The organism is Streptomyces sp. NPDC096323, from assembly GCF_040302845.1.
GTDB lineage: Bacteria > Actinomycetota > Actinomycetes > Streptomycetales > Streptomycetaceae > Streptomyces.
Window position 1 is genome coordinate 341,978 of record NZ_JBEOSI010000010.1, and the last position, 19,091, is coordinate 361,068.

At 70.1% G+C, this 19,091-nt stretch carries 11 protein-coding genes; 8 read left to right on the plus strand and 3 right to left on the minus strand.

Annotation, left to right across the window (positions count from 1 at the left end):
- Window positions 1–154: 154 nt before the first annotated feature.
- From ABTX18_RS27760 to ABTX18_RS27770, 3 genes are all read left to right on the plus strand, one after another.
- Window positions 155–2,182, plus strand: coding sequence for an FUSC family protein (locus tag ABTX18_RS27760; RefSeq protein ID WP_352125485.1), 2,028 nt, complete (start codon window positions 155–157; stop codon window positions 2,180–2,182).
- Between the two features lie 173 nt (window positions 2,183–2,355).
- The gene (locus ABTX18_RS27765) at window positions 2,356–3,207 is read left to right on the plus strand and encodes an FG-GAP repeat domain-containing protein (protein ID WP_352125486.1); all 852 of its coding nucleotides are present in this window, start codon (window positions 2,356–2,358) and stop codon (window positions 3,205–3,207) included.
- 116 nt (window positions 3,208–3,323) lie between these two features.
- The gene (locus ABTX18_RS27770) at window positions 3,324–4,247 is read left to right on the plus strand and encodes an FG-GAP repeat domain-containing protein (protein ID WP_352125487.1); all 924 of its coding nucleotides are present in this window, start codon (window positions 3,324–3,326) and stop codon (window positions 4,245–4,247) included.
- A gap of 85 nt (window positions 4,248–4,332) precedes the next feature.
- Here the strand turns inward: ABTX18_RS27770 and acnA are convergent, their stop codons facing one another.
- Window positions 4,333–7,050, minus strand: coding sequence for an aconitate hydratase AcnA (gene acnA, locus ABTX18_RS27775; protein WP_352125488.1), 2,718 nt, complete (start codon window positions 7,048–7,050; stop codon window positions 4,333–4,335).
- Between the two features lie 420 nt (window positions 7,051–7,470).
- On the opposite strand from acnA, the gene ABTX18_RS27780 reads away from it, so the two are divergent.
- Window positions 7,471–8,448, plus strand: a complete 978-nt coding sequence (locus tag ABTX18_RS27780; protein ID WP_352125489.1) for an ATP-binding cassette domain-containing protein — start codon at window positions 7,471–7,473, stop codon at window positions 8,446–8,448.
- A complete protein-coding gene (locus ABTX18_RS27785) occupies window positions 8,445–9,236 on the plus strand; it encodes an ABC transporter permease (protein WP_352125490.1) in 792 nt (263 codons plus the stop codon). Before ABTX18_RS27780 ends, ABTX18_RS27785 begins: the two co-directional genes overlap by 4 nt.
- Here the strand turns inward: ABTX18_RS27785 and ABTX18_RS27790 are convergent.
- Window positions 9,217–12,336 carry an ATP-binding protein gene (locus ABTX18_RS27790; protein ID WP_352125491.1) on the minus strand — a complete coding sequence of 1,040 codons (3,120 nt, stop codon included), beginning with the start codon at window positions 12,334–12,336 and terminating at the stop codon, window positions 9,217–9,219. The genes ABTX18_RS27785 and ABTX18_RS27790 overlap by 20 nt on opposite strands.
- Window positions 12,337–12,638: 302 nt before the next feature.
- Between ABTX18_RS27790 and ABTX18_RS27795 the strand changes: the two genes are divergently transcribed.
- Window positions 12,639–14,168 carry a helix-turn-helix domain-containing protein gene (locus ABTX18_RS27795; protein ID WP_352125492.1) on the plus strand — a complete coding sequence of 510 codons (1,530 nt, stop codon included), beginning with the start codon at window positions 12,639–12,641 and terminating at the stop codon, window positions 14,166–14,168.
- Window positions 14,169–15,218: 1,050 nt separating this feature from the next.
- Here the strand turns inward: ABTX18_RS27795 and ABTX18_RS27800 are convergent.
- On the minus strand, window positions 15,219–15,404 hold the full coding sequence (locus tag ABTX18_RS27800; RefSeq protein WP_352125493.1) for a hypothetical protein: 186 nt from the start codon (window positions 15,402–15,404) through the stop codon (window positions 15,219–15,221).
- A 485-nt stretch (window positions 15,405–15,889) separates the two neighbouring features.
- On the opposite strand from ABTX18_RS27800, the gene nhaA reads away from it, so the two are divergent.
- Entirely contained in the window at window positions 15,890–17,206 is a 1,317-nt protein-coding gene (gene nhaA, locus ABTX18_RS27805; protein WP_352125494.1) for a Na+/H+ antiporter NhaA, read from the plus strand.
- Between the two features lie 225 nt (window positions 17,207–17,431).
- Window positions 17,432–18,937: an RHS repeat domain-containing protein gene (locus tag ABTX18_RS27810; protein WP_352125495.1), complete on the plus strand. Its 1,506-nt coding sequence runs from the start codon at window positions 17,432–17,434 to the stop codon at window positions 18,935–18,937.
- Window positions 18,938–19,091 lie beyond the last annotated feature (154 nt).

Genomic DNA, 19,091 nt, shown 5'->3' on the forward strand with positions numbered 1-19,091 from the left:
CGCCAGCCGCCGGCTCCCCCGGTGATCACACGCCCGAAACATCGCCGCAGCCCGCCGGACAAATCCCCCTGTTACGTTCGGGGTACGCGGCCGCCGTTGCCCGCTCCATCCGCCCCCGGACCCATGGTCCGGCCGGTGAACGAGGAGGTCCGCGGTGCGCGTTCCGGCAATCCTGGCCCAGAGCACGAGGTCCGGGCGCCGTGCTCCCATCTGGCTCGCCCATGTGACGCGGCTGCGCCGCGCCCCCGTGCCCCGTACGGCGATGGTGCGCGGCGCGCTCGGCGCGGGTCCCCTGCTCGGGGCCGGTATCGCCGCCGGGCAGCCGGGAGCGGGTGTCCTCGCCGCGCTCGGGGCGATGCTCGCGGGGGTCAACGACCGGCCGGGCACCCGTCGCAAGGGGCTCGTCCACATAGGTTTGCCGGCCGCGGCCGGATCGCTTGGGCTGCTCGCCGGCGCGCTGGTCGCGGAGTCGGCGGGGCGGTGGGCGGCGGTCCCCGTGCTCTTCCTGGTGGGCTGGGTTTCGGGGGCGCTGAGTGCCAGGGGCGCCGTGTGGTCGGCGGCCGCGCTGCAGATGCTGGTCGCCACGACGATCGGCATGGGGATGCCGCTGGGCGGGCCGGCATGGCTGAAGGCGCTGTGCTTCCTGGCCGGTGCGCTCTGGCTGGTCGTCCTGCGGCTGCTGCTGCGCACCCCGCGGTCGCGGGAGGCGACGCGGTGGAGCGGCGAACGCGAGGCAGTCGCCGCCGTGTTCGACGCGCTCGCGGACGCGCTGGGCGCACTCGGCGGGCCGGGCGCGCTCTCCGCGCGGCGCGCGCTCGTCGCCGCGCAGCAGCAGGCGGACGAGGCGCTGCGGCTGATGCGGCTGCTCCCGTGGCCGCGCCGGTCCGGTGGAGCGGCTCATGTCCTCGCCGAGCGTTTCGGCTCGGGGGTCGCGCTCTGCGAGGCGAGCATCGCGCTGCTGTGGGAGGGCCGGCCCGTCCCGGACGCCGTGGCCGAGGGCCCCCGCCGGCTGGCCGCGGCGGTCCGCTCCGGCGGACCGGCGGGTACGCTGCCGAGCCCGCGGCCCGACACCGTCGAACGCCTCGCCTTCGACCGGGCGGTGCTGGAGGCCGCGGTGGTCTTCGACCGGACGACGACCGGCGCGCCTGCCCCGCACGGCCCGGCACGTCCTCGGGCCACCGGCACGGAACGACGTCTGCGCCCGGGTCTGTTCACAGCGGCCGGGCGTGAGTACGGGCTGCGGGTGGCGCTCTGCGTCTCGGTCACGGCCGCCGTCGCGCTGCTGCTGCACGAGGACCACTGGTACTGGCTGCCGGCCACCGCGGCGTTCTTGGTGAAGCCGGACATGGGTCCGCTGTTCTCGCGGGTGGTGAACCGGTTCGCGGGGACCGTGGCCGGCGTCCTCGTGTTCGTGGCGCTCATGGCCGCGGCCGGCGGTCTCGGCCGGCCGCTCGTCGTGGCGGCGGTCGTCGTGGCCGGGGCCCTGGTGCCCCTGTCCACCCGCCACTTCGCGTTCCAGACCGCGGTGATCACCGTGCTGGTGCTGTCGTTCGTGCACACCGCGGGCGACACCGAGGCCGCGGCGTCCCGGCTGCTGGAGACGTTCCTGGCCTGCGTCATCGTGCTGCTCGTCGGCCATCTGCCGCGGGTGACCGACCCCCGGGTGCGGGTCGGCCACCGGTTCGCCGTCACCCTGCGGTGCACGGAGCGGTATCTGCGCCATGTGCTGGACGCGCCGGACCCGGCCGGGGACCGCCAGCGCGGCGACGTACAGGGGCTGGCGCTGCGCGGCGCCTCGTACCGGGCGCTGGCAGAGGCCCGGGCCGCGGCGGAGACCGTAGCGGCCGAGCTGCCGGGGCCGTTCGGCGAGCGGCGCCACGACTGGTCGGCGGTGACGGTGGCCGCCGAGCTGGTCGTCGACGCGGCGACCGCGTGCGCGCTGCGGGTCGGCAACGGGGTGCCGCGGCCCTCGTCCGGCGAGGTGGAACGGGTGACGACGGCGCTGTCCGTGCTGGCGGACGCCCTGGAGGACGGCCACCGCGTCGCGCGGCCGGCACCGGGGCCGGGTCCCCGGGACTGCCGGTCGCTGCGGGACGTGATGACGCAGTTGCACGGTATTCACCGGCTCACCACGGCCGGTGACACCGGAGGGGTGCCGTCCGCTTTCTCCGCCCGGCCCTGAGCTGGGCTCTTGCCGCAACGCCCGGGCGGCCGGGCGGAGATGTGACCTTGGCCCCTTTCCGTCAAACCCTTGGAGCGGTGAGGGACTCGTGAAAGGATCACCCTCAATTCCGTGGCGTGTCCCCGTATCCCGCGGCGCGTCACGCCTCACCCCACCACCCATGGAGCACACACGTGGCCAAGATCTCCGGCCGTCTGTCCGGGCGGGCGACCACCCGTCTCGCCGCCGCGGCGATAACCGCGGCCCTCGTCGGCACCGGCGCGTCCGCCTTCGCCGCGGAGGTGGGCGATGCGCCCATGTACGGCATCACGGGCGTGGACAGCACGGGCGCCTCGTACTACTACGCGCCGAACGGCGAAGGCGGCCTGCAGGCCCGCGTCCCGTTCGACACGGGCTGGAAGGACACCAAGTTCCTCGGCCTCGTGGACAGCAACGCGGACAGTCTCCCCGACGGCCGCTGGCAGACCAACGCCGCGGGCGCGCTCAGCTACGCCGCCAACGACAACTCCGACCTCAAGAACGTCGGCCACGGCTGGGGCATCTACAACAAGCTCGTCTCCGCGGGCAACGTCGGCGGCGGCGAGGCCGGTGACCTCCTCGGCCGCGACGCCGCCGGAAACCTGTACCTGTACCTGGGTTACGGCGACGGCACCGTCACCCAGCGGTACAAGGTCGGCGGTGGCTGGAACGCGTACACGCAACTCGCGGGCAACGGCGACCTGACCGGCGACGGCAAGAGCGACATCGTCGCCGCCGACAAGTCGGGCGTCCTGTGGCTCTACAAGGGAACCGGCAACTACAAGGCCCCGTTCACCGCCCGCACCAAGGTCGGCGGTGGCTGGAACGCGTACAACACCGTCTTCGCCCCCGGCGACATCGACCTGGACGGCAGGACCGACCTCATCGGCCGCGACGCCGCGGGTGCGCTGTACCTCTACAAGGGCACGGGCAAGGCCGCGGCCCCGTACGGGGCCCGCGTGCAGATCGGTACCGGTGGCTGGAACACCTACCGTCTTATCTTCTGACCAAAAAGTGAAGGTTTCACAACCGAAGTCATGACAGGATTCGGATGAAACCCGTGGCCTGCCCTCCCAGCTCGGGACGGGCGGGCCACCCTTCATCTAGATCCATGGAGTACTTCGTGGCCAAAACCTCTGGCCGTAAGCACAGACGCATAGCCGCCCGCGTGGCAGCCGCGGCGATGACCGCCGCCCTCGTCGGCACCGGCACCTCCGCCGTCGCCGCCGACTCCCCGCAGCCGTCGCTCGGCTCGCCGGCCGAAGCACCGGCCGCGGCGACGACGGCCGCCGCCGCCGCGACCGTCACCCCCAACTTCGCGCTGCTCGGCGTCACCACCGGCGGCGACGTGTACGCGTACCGTTCGAACGGCAAGGGCGGAATCACCTCCCGCGAGCACACGGGCTCGGGCTGGGACGGTGTCTCCAGCCTCCTCCAGGTCTCCAACGTGCCGAAGACCAGCGGTGACGCCGACGGCATCTGGTTCCGCGAGTCCAACGGATACCTCGGGTACCTGAACTTCGACGCCACGACGCCGTCCAAGGTCGGTACCGGCTGGAACATCTACAACAAGCTGGTTTCGCCCGGAAACATCGGCGGCGCCGGCGCCGGCGACCTGCTCGGCCGTGACAGTGGTGGCTCGCTCTACCTCTACCTGGGCCTCGGCACGGGCAAGCTGACGAGCCGCTACAAGGTCGGCAGCGGCTGGAACATCTACAACCAGATCGCCGGCAACGGTGACCTGAGCGGCGACGGCAGGAACGACCTCGTCGCCCGCGACGCGGCCGGCGTCCTGTGGCTCTACAAGGGCACCGGCAACTACAAGACCCCCTTCACCACCCGCACCAAGATCGGAGCGGGCTGGAACACGTACAACCAGCTCGTCTCCACCGGTGACATCACCCAGGACGGCCGCACCGACCTCGTCGCCCGCGACAAGACCGGCGCGCTGTACCTGTACAAGGGCACCGGCAACGCTTCGGCCCCCTTCGGCGGCCGCGTGAAGATCGGCGCGAGCGGCTGGAACAGCTACCGCTTCCTCTTCTGAGCCCGGTAGTCACTCCCGCAGCATGAGAGAGGGCCGCACCCCCGTCGCCGGGGGTGCGGCCCTCTCGCCGTACTGCCGCTGGTGCCTACTTGCGGATCAGGCTGCGGAGCACGTACTGCAGGATGCCGCCGTTGCGGTAGTAGTCCGCCTCACCGGGGGTGTCGATGCGGACGACGCCGTCGAACTCGACACCGGTGTCGGTGGTGACCTTGACCGTGCGCGGGGTCGTGCCGTCGTTCAGCTCGGTCACGCCGGTGAAGGAGAAGGTCTCCTCGCCCGTCAGGCCCAGGGACTCGGCGGTCTGCCCCTCGGGGAACTGGAGCGGGAGGACGCCCATGCCGATGAGGTTCGAGCGGTGGATGCGCTCGTAGGACTCGGCGATGACTGCCTTGACGCCCAGAAGCGCGGTGCCCTTGGCCGCCCAGTCGCGGGAGGAGCCGGAGCCGTACTCCTTGCCCGCCAGGATGACGAGCGGGGTGCCGGCGGCCTGGTAGTTCTGCGAGGCGTCGTAGATGAACGACACCGGGCCGTCGGCCTGGGTGAAGTCGCGGGTGAAGCCGCCCTCGGTGCCCGGCGCGATCTGGTTGCGCAGGCGGATGTTGGCGAACGTGCCGCGGATCATGACCTCGTGGTTACCACGGCGCGAGCCGTAGGAGTTGAAGTCACGGCGCTCGATGCCGTGCTCCGTGAGGTACTTGCCGGCCGGGGTGTCGGCCTTGATCGCACCGGCCGGGGAGATGTGGTCGGTGGTGACCGAGTCGCCCAGCTTCGCGAGGACGCGCGCGCCCGTGATGTCGGAGACCGGGGTGGTCTCCATCGTCATGCCCTCGAAGTAAGGGGGCTTACGGACGTACGTCGACTCGGCGTCCCACTCGAAGGTGTTGCCGGTCGGGATCGAGAGCGCCTGCCACTGGGCGTCGCCCGCGAAGACGTCCTGGTAGGACTTGTTGAACATGTCCTCGCCGATGGAGTTGGCGACGACGTCGTTCACCTCGGCCTCGGTGGGCCAGATGTCGGCGAGGAAGACGGGCTTGCCGTCCTGGTCGGCGCCGAGGGCGTCCTTGGTGATGTCGACCTTCATCGAACCGGCGATGGCGTACGCGACGACCAGCGGCGGGGACGCCAGGTAGTTCATCTTGACGTCGGGGTTGATCCGGCCCTCGAAGTTACGGTTGCCGGAGAGCACCGAAGTCACGGCCAGGTCGTGGTCGTTGACCGCCTTGGAGACCTCTTCCGGCAGCGGGCCGGAGTTGCCGATGCAGGTGGTGCAGCCGTAGCCGACGAGGTTGAAGCCGACCTTGTCGAGGTACGGGGTCAGGCCCGCCTTGTCGAAGTAGTCGGTGACGACCTTCGAGCCCGGGGCGAGGGTGGTCTTGACCCACGGCTTGCGGGTCAGGCCCTTCTCCACGGCCTTCTTCGCCACGAGCGCCGCGGCGACCATGACGTACGGGTTCGAGGTGTTGGTGCAGGAGGTGATCGCGGCGACGGTGACGGCGCCGTGGTCCAGCTCGTACGTGGTGCCGTCGGGGGCGGTCACGGTGACCGGGTTGGACGGGACGCCGTTGGGGGACACGGCCGGGGCGTCGGAGGCCGGGAAGGACTCCTTGCTCGCCTCCATGTCGTCCGTGACGTAGTTGCGCACGTCCTCGGCGAACTTGGCCTTGGCGTTCGCGAGGACGATGCGGTCCTGCGGGCGCTTCGGGCCGGCGATGGAGGGGACGACCGTGGAGAGGTCGAGCTCCAGCTTCTCGGAGAAGTCGGGCTCGGCTGCCGGGTCGAGCCAGAGGCCCTGCTCCTTGGCGTACGCCTCGACGAGCGCGACCTGCTGGGCGTCGCGGCCGGTGAGACGGAGGTACTTCAGCGTCTCGTCGTCGATCGGGAAGATCGCGGCGGTGGAGCCGAACTCCGGCGACATGTTGCCGATGGTGGCGCGGTTCGCGAGGGAGGTGGCGGCGACGCCCTCACCGTAGAACTCGACGAACTTGCCGACGACGCCGTGCTTGCGGAGCATCTCGGTGATGGTCAGCACGAGGTCGGTGGCGGTGGTGCCGGCCGGGAGCTCGCCGGTCAGCTTGAAGCCGACGACGCGCGGGATGAGCATGGAGACCGGCTGCCCGAGCATCGCGGCCTCGGCCTCGATGCCGCCGACGCCCCAGCCCAGCACACCGAGGCCGTTGACCATCGTGGTGTGCGAGTCGGTGCCGACGAGGGTGTCGGGGTACGCCTGACCGTTGCGGACCATGACCGTGCGGGCCAGGTGCTCGATGTTGACCTGGTGGACGATGCCGGTGCCCGGGGGGACGACCTTGAACTCGTCGAAGGCGGTCTGGCCCCAGCGCAGGAACTGGTAACGCTCCTTGTTGCGGCCGTACTCCAGCTCGACGTTCTGCGCGAACGCGTCGTTGGTGCCGAACTTGTCGGCGATGACGGAGTGGTCGATGACCAGCTCGGCCGGGGCCAGCGGGTTGATCTTCGCCGGGTCACCGCCGAGCTCCTTGACGGCCTCACGCATGGTGGCGAGGTCGACGACACACGGCACACCGGTGAAGTCCTGCATGATCACGCGGGCCGGCGTGAACTGGATCTCCTGGCTGGGCTGAGCCTGGGAGTCCCAGCCGCCGAGCGCCCGGATGTGGTCGGCGGTGATGTTCGCGCCGTCCTCCGTGCGGAGCAGGTTCTCCAGCAGCACCTTCAGGCTGTAAGGGAGGCGCGCGGAGCCCTCGACCTTGTCCAGCTTGAAGATCTCGTACGACTCGTCGCCCACGCGCAGCGTGCTGCGGGCGTCGAAGCTGTTCGCCGACACGACAGTCTCCTTCATCAATGTGCGCGTAACTCCGCGCCGCGCCTCACTTCGGCGGGCGCCGCGTGGTGCCGCCTTCGGCCACCCGGCCATCCGCTAAGGTAAGGGTTAGTTAGGTAACCCTTACTGTGCGGCGGCCCTCTGTGCGCCTTCGGCATATATCTCGATGTCGAGATAACTCTAGTACATGGCCGCTGACGGGTCATGTCAGGGCGTGCCCAAAACTCGCGCGCCGAAGGCGCAGCGCTGCCACCGGAGGCAGGGGACCCCCCGGGCCGGCCCTCCACCAACGGTTTCAGGGCGCTCCACCGACGGCTTCAGGACCGCTCCACCGACGGTTTCAGGACCGCTCCACCGACGGTTTCAGAGCGCTGAAACCGTCGTGAAACCGCGCTGAATGCGGCCTGCCGCAACCTCCTCGGCATGACGACAACGACTCCGCACTCTCTCGCCATCGCGGCCAAGGGACTGTGCAAGGCCTACGGGGACAAGACGGTCCTCGACGGCATCGACCTCGCGGTGCCGGCCGGTACCGTCTTCGCGCTGCTCGGTCCGAACGGTGCCGGCAAGACCACCGCCGTGAAGATCCTCTCCACCCTCGTCACCGCCGACGCCGGCGACCTGCACGTCGGCGGCCACAACCTGGCCACCGACCCCCAAGCCGTACGCGCAGCCATCGGCGTCACCGGACAGTTCTCCGCCGTCGACAACCTCATCACCGGCGAGGAGAACATGCTCCTCATGGCCGACCTCCACCACCTGCCCAAGCAGGAAGGACGACGGGTCGCCGCCGAACTCCTCGAACGCTTCGACCTCACCGACAGCGCATCGAAGCCCGCCTCCACCTACTCCGGCGGCATGAAACGCCGCCTCGACATCGCCATGACCCTCGTCGGCAACCCCAGAATCATCTTCCTCGACGAACCCACCACCGGCCTCGACCCCCGCTCCCGCCACACCATGTGGGGCATCATCCGCGCACTCGTCACCGACGGCGTCACCGTCCTCCTCACCACCCAATACCTCGAAGAAGCCGACGAACTCGCCGACCGCATCGCCGTACTCAACAACGGCAAAATCGCCGCCGAAGGCACCGCCGACGAACTCAAGCGCCTCATCCCCGGCGGACACGTCCGCCTCCGCTTCACCGACCCCGACACCTACCGCTCCGCCGCCATCGCCCTGCGCGAGGGAACCCAGGACGACGAGGCCCTGTCGCTGCAGATCCCCAGCGACGGCTCCCAGCGCGAACTGCGCGCCATCCTCGACTGGCTCGACGCCACCGGCATCGAAGCCGACGAACTCACCGTCCACACCCCCGACCTCGACGACGTCTTCTTCGCCCTCACCGGCTCCAGCGTGCCGAGCCAGACCGCCCCGTCCAAGGAGACAGCCCGATGAGCACCTTCGCCCACACCGTCCGCGACTCGTCGACGATGCTGCGCCGCAACCTCCTCCACGCCCGGCGCTACCCCTCCCTCACGCTGAACCTGCTCCTCACCCCGATCATGCTGCTCCTGCTGTTCGTCTACATCTTCGGCGACGTCATGAGCGCCGGCATCGGCGGCGGCAGCGCGGACCGCTCCGACTACATCGCCTACATCGTTCCGGGCATTCTGATGATGACCATCGGATCCACCGTGATCGGAGCCGCGGTCTCCGTCTCCACCGACATGTCCGAGGGCCTCATCGCCCGCTTCCGCACGATGGCGATCTACCGCGGCTCGGTGATCGTCGGGCACGTCGTCGGCAGTGTGCTGCAGGTACTCGCCAGCCTGCTCCTCGTCGGGGCGGTCGCCGTGGCCATCGGCTTCCGCTCCACGGACGCCACGGCCCTGGAGTGGCTGGCGGCGTTCGGGCTGCTCGCGCTGTTCGCCACGGCGCTCACCTGGATCGCGGTCGGGATGGGCATGGCCAGTCCGAACGCCGAGGCCGCCGGCAACATGGCCATGCCGCTGATCCTGCTGCCGCTCATCTCCAGCGCCTTCATCCCGGCCGGCACGATGCCCGGCTGGTTCCGGCCGATCGCCGAGTACCAGCCCTTCACCCCCGCCATCGAGACCCTGCGCGGACTCCTCCTCGGCACCGAGATCGGCAACAACGGCTGGATCGCGATCGCCTGGTGCGTCGGCCTGTCCGTGCTCGGCTACCGCTGGTCGATGGCCCAGTTCAACCGCGACCCGAAGTAAGCGCACGGGCCGCGTCCCACAGCTCGTCACGATCCAGGGCGGCATACTCCGACATCGCGTCGGCGTAGGCCGCCCGGTCGGCGTTCTCGGCCGCCTCCCGGGCACGGTCCGCAGACATCGTCGGCTGGAAGTCACGCATCACCCCGAGCCGTTCGGCCAGTGCGAGCATCCGTACAGCCGCGGCATCGTCCCCGCCCGGGGCGAGCCCCGCCAGGCCGAGGGCGTGCAGCACCGTCCCGAACACCGGGAGCTGCCAGGGCGAGCCGGACGGACCCGAGAGCAGGGTCTCCAGCCCCTTGCGCAGCCGGGCGAGCGGCTCCGCGACCAGTCCGAGACGGTCGGCGTGGGCATGCGCCGTCACCGCCGCCGACTGGAACTGCAGTGCCGACGGATCGAGCCAGAGGTCCTCGCCCCGCTCCGCGCCGGCCTCGGACATCCGCTCGACGGCGCCTCGCCACAGGCCGAGCCCGACCTCCGTCAGCCCGCGGGCGAGCGCGATCTCGGCCCGCCCTGCGAGGTCCGGCCGGTAGAAGGAGTCCTGCTGCGGGGTGTTGTCGTGCTCCGCCTGCCGCAGCCAGTACTCGGCCTCCTCGGGATCGCCGCGGTGCAGACAGGCGAGGACGAGGCTCCTGCGGATGAAGAGGTAGTCGTGCCCGTCGCCGAGCCGCGGCACCACCTCGAGCGTCGCCCGGAGGTGCTCGTAGGCCTCTTCGCCGCGCCCCGTCCGCAGGCACAGCTCGCTGAGCCGGGAGTGCCCCATGAGCTGCATGGACGGGCTCTCGACCGGGGCCAGTTCGGTGAGTATCCGGCGGGCCGAGGCGAGCGCGCGGTCGATGTCGTGCTCGTACTCCCAGACGTACGTGGCGATGGACTCGGCGACTCCGGCGACCAGCGGCTGCTCGCCGGCGCAGAGCCTGCGCAACGCGTCGTGGCCGGGAGGCAGCATCTCGGGTATCGCGCCCAGCACGGTCGCGATGGCCCGCAGGAGGGTGTCCGGTGGAGCCGTGGGCAGCCGGCGGAGGGTGACGAGCTGTCGTACGGCGACCGGCCCGTGGGCCATGAACAGGCCCGCCGTACACATCGCGGCGGCGGCGCGGGCGACTTCGACGTGCGCGGGTTCGGGGTGGTAGTGCGAGAGGAGCGGGCCGGTGTCCGAGGCAAGGGCGGCGAGGCGGGGGAAGCCGGAGTCGGTGGACCACAGGGCGGCGAGGACGGCGGTGAGGGCGGCGACGGTGCAGGCGTCCTCGCGGGCCAGGGCGTGCCGCAGGGCGAGGACGAGATTGTCCTGCTCGGGCCTGATCCGCTCCCAGGCGGCCCGCGGCCGCGGGCTGAAGAACCAGTCGTGGTGCGTGACTCCGAAGTCCCGCGCCCAGGCGAGGAGCCGGCCGATGGCCTCCTCGTCCTCCCCCGCCTCCGCGCGACGGGCCGCGCTGAACTCCCGTACGGTCTCCAGCATCCGGAACCGCGCGCCGGCCGGGGTGTCGGCCACGGTGAGCAGCGACTGATCGGTCAGCTGTTCCAGCAGGAACAGCGCGTCGTCGCCGAGGAAGTGCTCCGCCGCCTCACCACAGAAGCCGCCGGGGAAGACGGACAGCGTGCGCAGCGCCGCCCTGGCGTCCTCCTCCAGCAGGTTCCAGCTCCAGTCGACGACCGCGTGCAGGGTGCGGTGGCGCTCGGGAGCGTCCCGGGCCCCGCCGCGCAGGAGCGCGAACCTGTCGCCGAGGCGGCGGGCGATCTCCGGCACTGACAGCACCCGCACCCGTGCCGCCGCCAGTTCCACGGCGAGCGGCAGCCCTTCGAGGTGGCGGCAGAGCTCGGCCACGGCGTCCGGCAGCAGCTCCACGCCGGGTCTGGCGGCCCTGGCCCGCTGCGTGAACAGCTCGACCGCGGTGCCGGTGCCGAGTTCCGGCAGCGCGTACACCGCTTCCGAGGTGAGCCCCAGCGGGGCCCTGCTGGTGGCGAGCACCCGCAGGCTATTCGAGGACGAGACCAGGGCCCGTACGAGATCGGCTGCGCCCCGGATCACCTGCTCGCAGTTGTCGAGGACGAGGAGCGCGGGCCCGGAGCCGAGCACGCCGAGGACGGCGGCCGCCGGGTCGGCCGCGCCCTGCCCGCTCATGGCGCCCGCGCCGAGCGCGGAGGCCACTTCCGCGGCCACGTCCGTGTCCGCGGTGACGCCGGCGAGCGGCACGAAGTACACCACGCGCTGTTCGGCCCGGCGGCAGACGGCGTGCGAGAGCCGGGTCTTGCCGAGGCCGCCGGGGCCGGCCACGGTGACGACGCGCGAGGTGCGCAGCAGGCTCTGCACCGCCGCGATGTCCTCGTCCCGGCCGAGCAGCGGATTCGGCTCGTGCGGTACGCCGTGCCTGACCGGCGGCGCCTCGCCGCGGAGCAGCTCGTGCTGTACGGCCTTGAGCGCCGCCCCCGGGTCCGTGCCGAGTTCGTCGCGGAGCTCGCCCCGGTAGGCCTCGTACCGCGTGAGCGCGGCCGACGGGCCCGCCGTCGCCGCCTCGCCGCGCAGGAGTTCGGCGAGCACCTCCTCGTCGCGCGGGTGCGCGGAGGCGGCCGCGGCCAGCGGTCCGGCGGCCTCCGCGTGCCTCCCGAGACGGGCGAGCGCGAGGGCCCGGGCGCGGACGAGCGTGCCACGGACGGGGGCGCGCTCGGCGCGCAGCGCCGCCACGGGGTCGTCGGTGGCGCCGGCCTCTTCCTTTGTGCCCGCCCACAGCGCGAGCCCGGCCTCGGCCGCGGCGAGCGATCCGGCGTGGTCGCCGGCCCTGGCCCGGTCCGCGCTCGCGGCGGCGTGCAGCAGCAGGGCGGAGGCGTCGACCTGCTCCTCGGGCAGGGCGAGCCGGTATCCTGTCGGCGTACTGGCGATGACGTCGGCTCCCAGCAGCGACCGCGCCCTGGACACGAGGACCTGGACCGCCTTTCCCGGCCGCTCCGGCAGCTCGTCCGGCCACAGCCCTTCCACGAGCCGCCCGCTGCTGCAGCCCGTGCGCAGGTCGCCCGCGAGGAGCGCGAGGAGTCCGCGGAGCCGGGGCGCGGTGAGCTCCTGTCCCCTATAGGCGACACGCGGCAGCAGGGTCAGGTCGGTGGTCACCCGTGCAGATTAGCCAAGGCCCGGCACGGGCAACTCCCCGCGGGCCGAAGTCGGTTCGGGCGTCGTCGAGGACACCGGGAGCATCGCGGTGAAGCGCTCCGTCCACAGGTTCCCTACCGGCCCGATGGACGCACTCCGCGTGCCGAACCGATGGGGCGGGCGGATCCTGGGGGTGGACAGCACGTCCGGCGCTGAGCCGCGCCCCTCAGCCGCGCCCCATTTCCGCAGTTCCCACCCCAGCCGTCACCCGAACACCACACCCCCACAACAGTCCCATCTCATATCTGAGATAGCCTTTCGGTATGTCAGATGACTACCTCGTACGTATCGGCAAGCTCATCCGTGACGCCCGTCAGCACCGGGGCTGGACACAGAGTCAGCTCGCCGAGGCGCTCGCCACCAGCCAGAGTGCCGTGAACCGCATCGAGCGCGGCAATCAAAATATCAGCCTTGAGATGATCGCGCGCATCGGTGAAGCGCTCGACAGCGAGATCGTGTCGCTCGGCTACGCCGGTCCCATGCACCTGCGGGTGGTCGGCGGGCGCCGGCTCTCCGGGGCCATCGACGTCAAGACCAGCAAGAACGCCTGTGTGGCGCTGCTGTGCGCCTCGCTGCTCAACAAGGGACGTACGGTGCTGCGCCGGGTGGCCAGGATCGAGGAGGTCTACCGCCTCCTGGAGGTGCTGAACTCCATCGGCGTGCGCGCCCGCTGGATCAACGACGGCACCGATCTGGAGATCGTCCCGCCGGCTCAGCTCGACATGGACGCCATCGACGCGGACGCCGCCCGCCGGACCCGGTCGATCATCATGTTCCTCGGGCCGCTGCTGCACCGCATGGACCGCTTCAAGCTGCCGTACGCGGGCGGCTGCGACCTCGGCACCCGAACCATCGAGCCGCACATGATCGCGCTGCGCCGCTTCGGGCTGGAGATCGCCGCGACCGAGGGCATCTACCACGCCCAGGTCGACCACTCCATCACCCCCGGCCGCCCGATCGTGCTGACCGAGCGCGGCGACACCGTGACCGAGAACGCGCTGCTGGCCGCCGCCCGCCACGACGGCACCACGGTCATCCGCAACGCGTCCTCCAACTACATGGTCCAGGACCTCTGCTTCTTCCTGGAGGCCCTGGGTGTACAGGTGGACGGCGTCGGCACGACGACGCTGACCGTGCACGGGGTGCCGACCATCGACGTGGACGTCGACTACTCCCCCTCCGAGGACCCGGTCGAGGCGATGAGCCTGCTCGCCGCCGCCGTCGTGACGGAGTCCGAGCTGACGATCCGCCGCGTGCCGATCGAGTTCCTGGAGATCGAGCTCGCGGTCCTGGAGGAGATGGGCGTCGACTGCGCCCGCACGGCGGAGTACGCAGCCGACAACGGCCGCACCCGCCTGGTGGATCTGACGGTCCGGCCCTCCAAACTGGAGGCGCCGATCGACAAGATCCACCCGATGCCGTTCCCGGGCCTCAACATCGACAACGTGCCGTTCTTCGCGGCCATCGCCGCCTCGGCCCACGGCCAGACCCTGATCCACGACTGGGTCTACGACAACCGCGCGATCTACCTCACCGACCTCAACCGCCTCGGCGGCCGCCTCCAACTCCTGGACCCGCACCGGGTCCTGGTCGAGGGCCCGACCCGCTGGCGCGCGGCAGAGATGATGTGCCCGCCGGCCCTGCGGCCGGCCGTGGTGGTGCTGCTCGCGATGATGGCGGCCGAGGGGACCTCCGTACTGCGCAACGTGTATGTGATCAACCGTGGTTACGAGGAACTGGCGGAGCGGCTGAACTCGGTGGGGGCGCAGATCGAGATCTTCCGGGACATCTGAAAGCCCGCAAAAATGCCACCGTCACACCCCTTCTGAACTGCATAAATGCGAGTTGAGGCGGGGTGTGACGGATTCCCTGGGACTTTTCTGGGACTTTGAACCAGGAGCGACGGCTTCCGGCACTGCGTTCTTCACCGGATGAGTCATCGTAAAACGTGTGGAAAGTGAGCATGTGGCAGTCTCCGCAGGTCAGCAGCCTGCATGAGGTAATCGTGACGAATGACCTTTGCGCGTAGCGGGCACTGCGGGCATTAGGTGCGCCAATCTGACGCTCCCCGCTAGTGTGAACATCAACTCCCCGGGGATTTCGAGGCAGCACGGTACAGCCCCGGGCCCGCACACCGCTGGTGCTGGATCTTGAGGCGCCAGGGGAGCCGGACGGTGGGCGTCGCCACATCGACACACCCCGAACCCCCTGGCTGCCGAACCATGATCATGACGAGCCATGACATCCAGGGGCACCTCAGGCGTGCGATACCCGGCGGCGGGGCCGACAAAGCAGCACAGCTCCTCGCTGAGCCTTCCGGGTGCCGCCCACGAGGTCGCCGAGGCCATGGCCTGGCAGGCCCGCGCACACCCTGCTCCGCTGTGTGACGCCCACATCGAGGTCGCGAACGCCCCGACCGAGCTCGCCCTCAGTGCCCGCTGCTGCGACGTTGCTGATACACCCCGCAGAGAAGGGCGACCGTCCGCCACGGCACCGCAGACCCATGCGGACCAGACGGGGGCGTAGGCCGCGCGCAGGAGGAAGGCCCCGGTGATCAGAACGGAGACCAGCCAGGCGGCAGGGTTCAACCACTGGTCGGAAACACGTGTACGCCGAGAGGTGATACGGCAGGGCCATGCGTGCAGCAGGCCCAAGGCGCCGCTGACGCCCATGAAGATCCCGAGAATGGTGAACCCGGCAGCATCATCTCCCGGGTCTGCGCCTGCCGGCTGCCGTCCCCCTGGGCGGCTACGGCCACCACGTCGCCATGCCACACCGTGCCCGTAACCCTGTCGCCGGATCGCAGCCGTTCCAGCACGGGCTCGTCGCCGCTGAACACCACCTCATCGTTCCAGCGGGTCGAGCCGGTTGAGCGGGTCCCGCCGGCGCACTGTGCAGGCGCCGTCCGGCGCCTCCTGCACCACGTTCAAGGTGACTACCGGATCGTTCTCGACGGCGTGTTCACCCCCGAGCGCCACGGCGACCAGCGCGACTCCAGCCGGCAACAGCCAGCGAGCCCTGATCTTCATCCTCCTCACCCCGGGCCACCTCACCGGCCCCGTCCTTGTCATGACAGCAGTCCTGTTGGTGGTGTCCAGGGCGTCGCCGGTGCCGGACACCGCGGACAACGGCCCGGGTGATGTCGTGCTGCAGGAGACGGAAAGAGCCGCAGAGGGGCTCCCCACACAGTGATCACGGTCTCGGTGCGGATCCCAGCGGCGTACGCGTGACGCTTCTGGCCCTTTCACGCGTGCACGAAGCCGCCCGCTATTGCTTCGGTTGCGTCTTGACGTTGTGCGGAACTCGTCCGTGATCGTCGATGAGCTCGCAGCAGCGACCAGGCGCGTAACGCGGCCGCTGCCCATGCGCTCGCTCAACTGGCCGAGTGGCGGCGGGCCGGGCTCGGTAGGGTGTGAGCAACGCGTCAAAATTCGCGCTGGTGTGCCGGGAAGTCTGGTCGGCGTTCAGGGGACAGGTGTCTCCGTCAGTCGTCCATCTCCCGGAGGGGTACGTCTTGTCCGACGCCGAACGTGAACGTCCGACGCTGCTTGGGCTGCTGCCCTGGGGCGAACGCCGAGCCGTCTCCGAAGCACTGCGAACCGAAACGGTCGGCGGCCTGGTGCTGCTCGTTGCCGCATTGGTCGCCCTCGTGTGGGCGAACACCCCGTGGAGCGGGGCTTACGAGGCGATGCGTGATGCCCACCTCGGGATCCCGGGGCTGGGCCTGGACCTGTCTGTGGGGCATTGGGCCTCGGATGGTCTGCTCACCGTGTTCTTCCTGGTCGCCGGAATCGAACTGAAGCGGGAACTGGTGGTCGGGGAGCTCCGCACTCCGGCCGCAGCGGCCTTGCCCGTCGCCGCCGCCCTGTGCGGCATGGCGGTGCCCGCAGTTCTGTACGTCGCCGTCTCGTCGGCGTCGGGCGGTTCCCTGACCGGCTGGGCCGTTCCGATGGCGACCGACATCGCGTTCGCACTGGCCGTACTCGCGGTGCTGAGCACGAGTCTGCCCTCCGCATTGCGCGCCTTTCTGCTCACGCTGGCGGTCGTCGACGACCTCGGCGCCATTCTCATCATCGCTGTGTTCTTCACCAGTGATCTGAACCTGCTGGCCCTGGCCGGCGCTGTTGCCGGTCTCGTCCTCTTCTGGCTGCTGCAGCGCATGAGGGTGCGCGGCTGGTGGTGGTACGTGCCGCTGGGCGTCGTCACCTGGGTGCTGATGTACAACGGCGGCATCCACGCCACGGTCGCCGGGGTCGCTATGGGGCTGATCCTCCGGACCACCCCGGACGGCCCTGGTGAGGGGCGGCGGGCCGAGAAGGTCTCGCCCGGCGACCGCACCGCCCATCTGTTGCGGCCGTTCTCCGCAGGCGTCGCCGTCCCGCTGTTCGCCCTGTTCGCCGCAGGTGTCAGCGTTTCTCCGGCGGCTCTGCAGGCGGTGTTCACCCGCCCGGAGCCACTGGGCGTCATAGTCGGTCTGGTGGTGGGCAAGACCGTCGGGATCTTCGCCGGGACCTACCTCACCGCCCGCTTCACCCGGGCCCGGCTCAACCCGGACCTGGCATGGGCCGACGTACTGGGCCTCTCGGTCCTGGCCGGCATCGGGTTCACCGTCGCACTCCTGATCGGGGAACTCTCCTTCCCCGACCCGGCCCAGGCCGATCACATCAAAGCCGCGGTCCTCGTGGCTTCCCTCACCGCCGCCACGGTCGCAGCCATCCTCCTCAAACGCCGTGACCGCATCTACCGGCGCCTGTGCAAGGCAGAAGACCTGGACGACGACCACGACGGCATTCCGGACATTTACCAGCACAACCCGGGCGGTGGAAGATGAACCAGCGCCACGCGTACCTGGCCAAGGCAGCCGCCTGGCTCGCCCTCACCGCTGTGTCCCTCTGGGCCGGCGCCGCACTTCACTCCGACGCCGCGCAGTTGCTCTGCCTACTGTCAGCAGCGACCGGACTCCGGATGATGCTGGTCACCGCCCGTTCGTTGCTGTACTTACACAGGGGCATAGACGTCTCTGCACCGGCTGTGGTGCGGCTTCACGCTCGGACGGGTGACCGCAGCCATCTCCCGCAAGCTCGGCGACGAGCAGTGGCGCACCACCACCACCTACGACGGCGACCGCACCACCGTCATCCCCCCGTCGGGCGCCACCGCCACGACCACCATCGTGGACGCACTCGGTCGCACCACGGATCTCCTGGAGTACACGAACGCCGCGCGCACCACGTCGCAGAAGACGACGTACAGCTACGGCAAGTACGACCAGCCGGCCAAGGTCACCGACCCGTCCGGCAACGAGTGGACCTACACCTTCGACGGCCGCGGCCAGCAGATCAAGGCAGACGACCCGGACAAGGGCTTGGTCACCACCGGCTACGACAACGCCGGCCAGGCAACCAGCAGCACCGACGAGCGCGGCACCACGCTGACCACGGTCTACGACAAACTCGGCCGGCAGACGGAACTGAAGCAGGGCAGCACCTCGCTGGCGAAGTGGACCTACGACACGCTCGCCAAGGGCCAGCTGACCTCCAGCACCCGCTACACGGACGGCGCTGCCTACACCACCGCCACCGGCGGATTCACCGACCGCTACCAGCCCACCTCCACCACCGTCACCATCCCCACAGGCGCAGGCAGCCTGGCAGGAAGCTACGGATGGACCTACGGCTACAACGCCGAAACCGGGCTCCTCGACTGGACGATGAACCCGGCGATCGGAGACGTCACCTCGGAACGAGTGACGGTCAACTACAACGGCGATGACCTGCCGATCCGCACCAGCCGAGCCGGCGCAACACTCGTCTCCAACACGCTCTACGACGTGTTCTCCCGCCCCACGCGCACCGAGTTCGGCGTACTGGGGAAGCAGGTCTACCAGTCCCAGATCTATGACGAGTTCACCGGCCTCATGACCCGGCAGACCGCCGACCGGGACCTGGCGCCGCAGCGCATCGACGACAGCACCTACAACTACGACCAGGCAGGCAACGTCGCCGGCATCATCACCGCCAGCGGACAGGACACCGCCAGGACCGTCGACACCCAGTGCTTCAGCAATGACACGCTCGGCCGTCTGACCGAGGCATGGACGGCCAAGACGGACTGCTCGACGGCTCCTTCCGCAACGACGGTGGGCGGCCCGGACACGTACTGGCAGACCTATGGCTACGACGCCCTGGGCAACCGCACCAAGCTCGTCGAGCACGGCACCGGAACCCAGACGGGCACCGACGCCACCACCACCTACACCCACCCCGCCGCCAAGACCGGACTGCCCCACGCCGTCCAGGAAGCCACCGTCAGCGGCGGAGTGAACAACGGCCAGAAGTCCTCCTTCACCTACGACAACGCGGGCAACACCACCAAGCGCGTCATCGGCACCCGCAGCCAGGACCTCACCTGGGACGCCGAAGGTCACCTCGCCACCCTCACCGAGAGCGGCAAGACCACCAGCTACCTCTACGACGCCGACGGCAACCGCCTGCTCGCCAAGAACGGCGACGGCACCAGCATCATCGACCCGACGACCTCGTCCCTTATCGGCACCGTCTGAACTCCCACCAACCGGCCGCTGATCGAGGCAGTGCCCGCCGCCAACGGCGAGGCCAAAGCCGACATCTGGGCCACCACCTCCACCGGGCAACTCATGCTCCACTCCGACCTCGCCGGCCGAGCCATAGTAGGAACAGCGGCTGGAGTGATCGCGG

What these genes read in the sequence shown, in the direction of transcription:
- ABTX18_RS27785 (WP_352125490.1), top strand. Translation starts at nt 8,445, where the DNA reads ATGAGCACCTTCGCCCACACCGTCCGCGACTCGTCGACGATGCTGCGC.
- ABTX18_RS27800 (WP_352125493.1), bottom strand. Translation starts at nt 15,404, where the DNA reads ATGAAGATCAGGGCTCGCTGGCTGTTGCCGGCTGGAGTCGCGCTGGTC.
- ABTX18_RS27780 (WP_352125489.1), top strand. Translation starts at nt 7,471, where the DNA reads ATGACGACAACGACTCCGCACTCTCTCGCCATCGCGGCCAAGGGACTG.
- ABTX18_RS27795 (WP_352125492.1), top strand. Translation starts at nt 12,639, where the DNA reads ATGTCAGATGACTACCTCGTACGTATCGGCAAGCTCATCCGTGACGCC.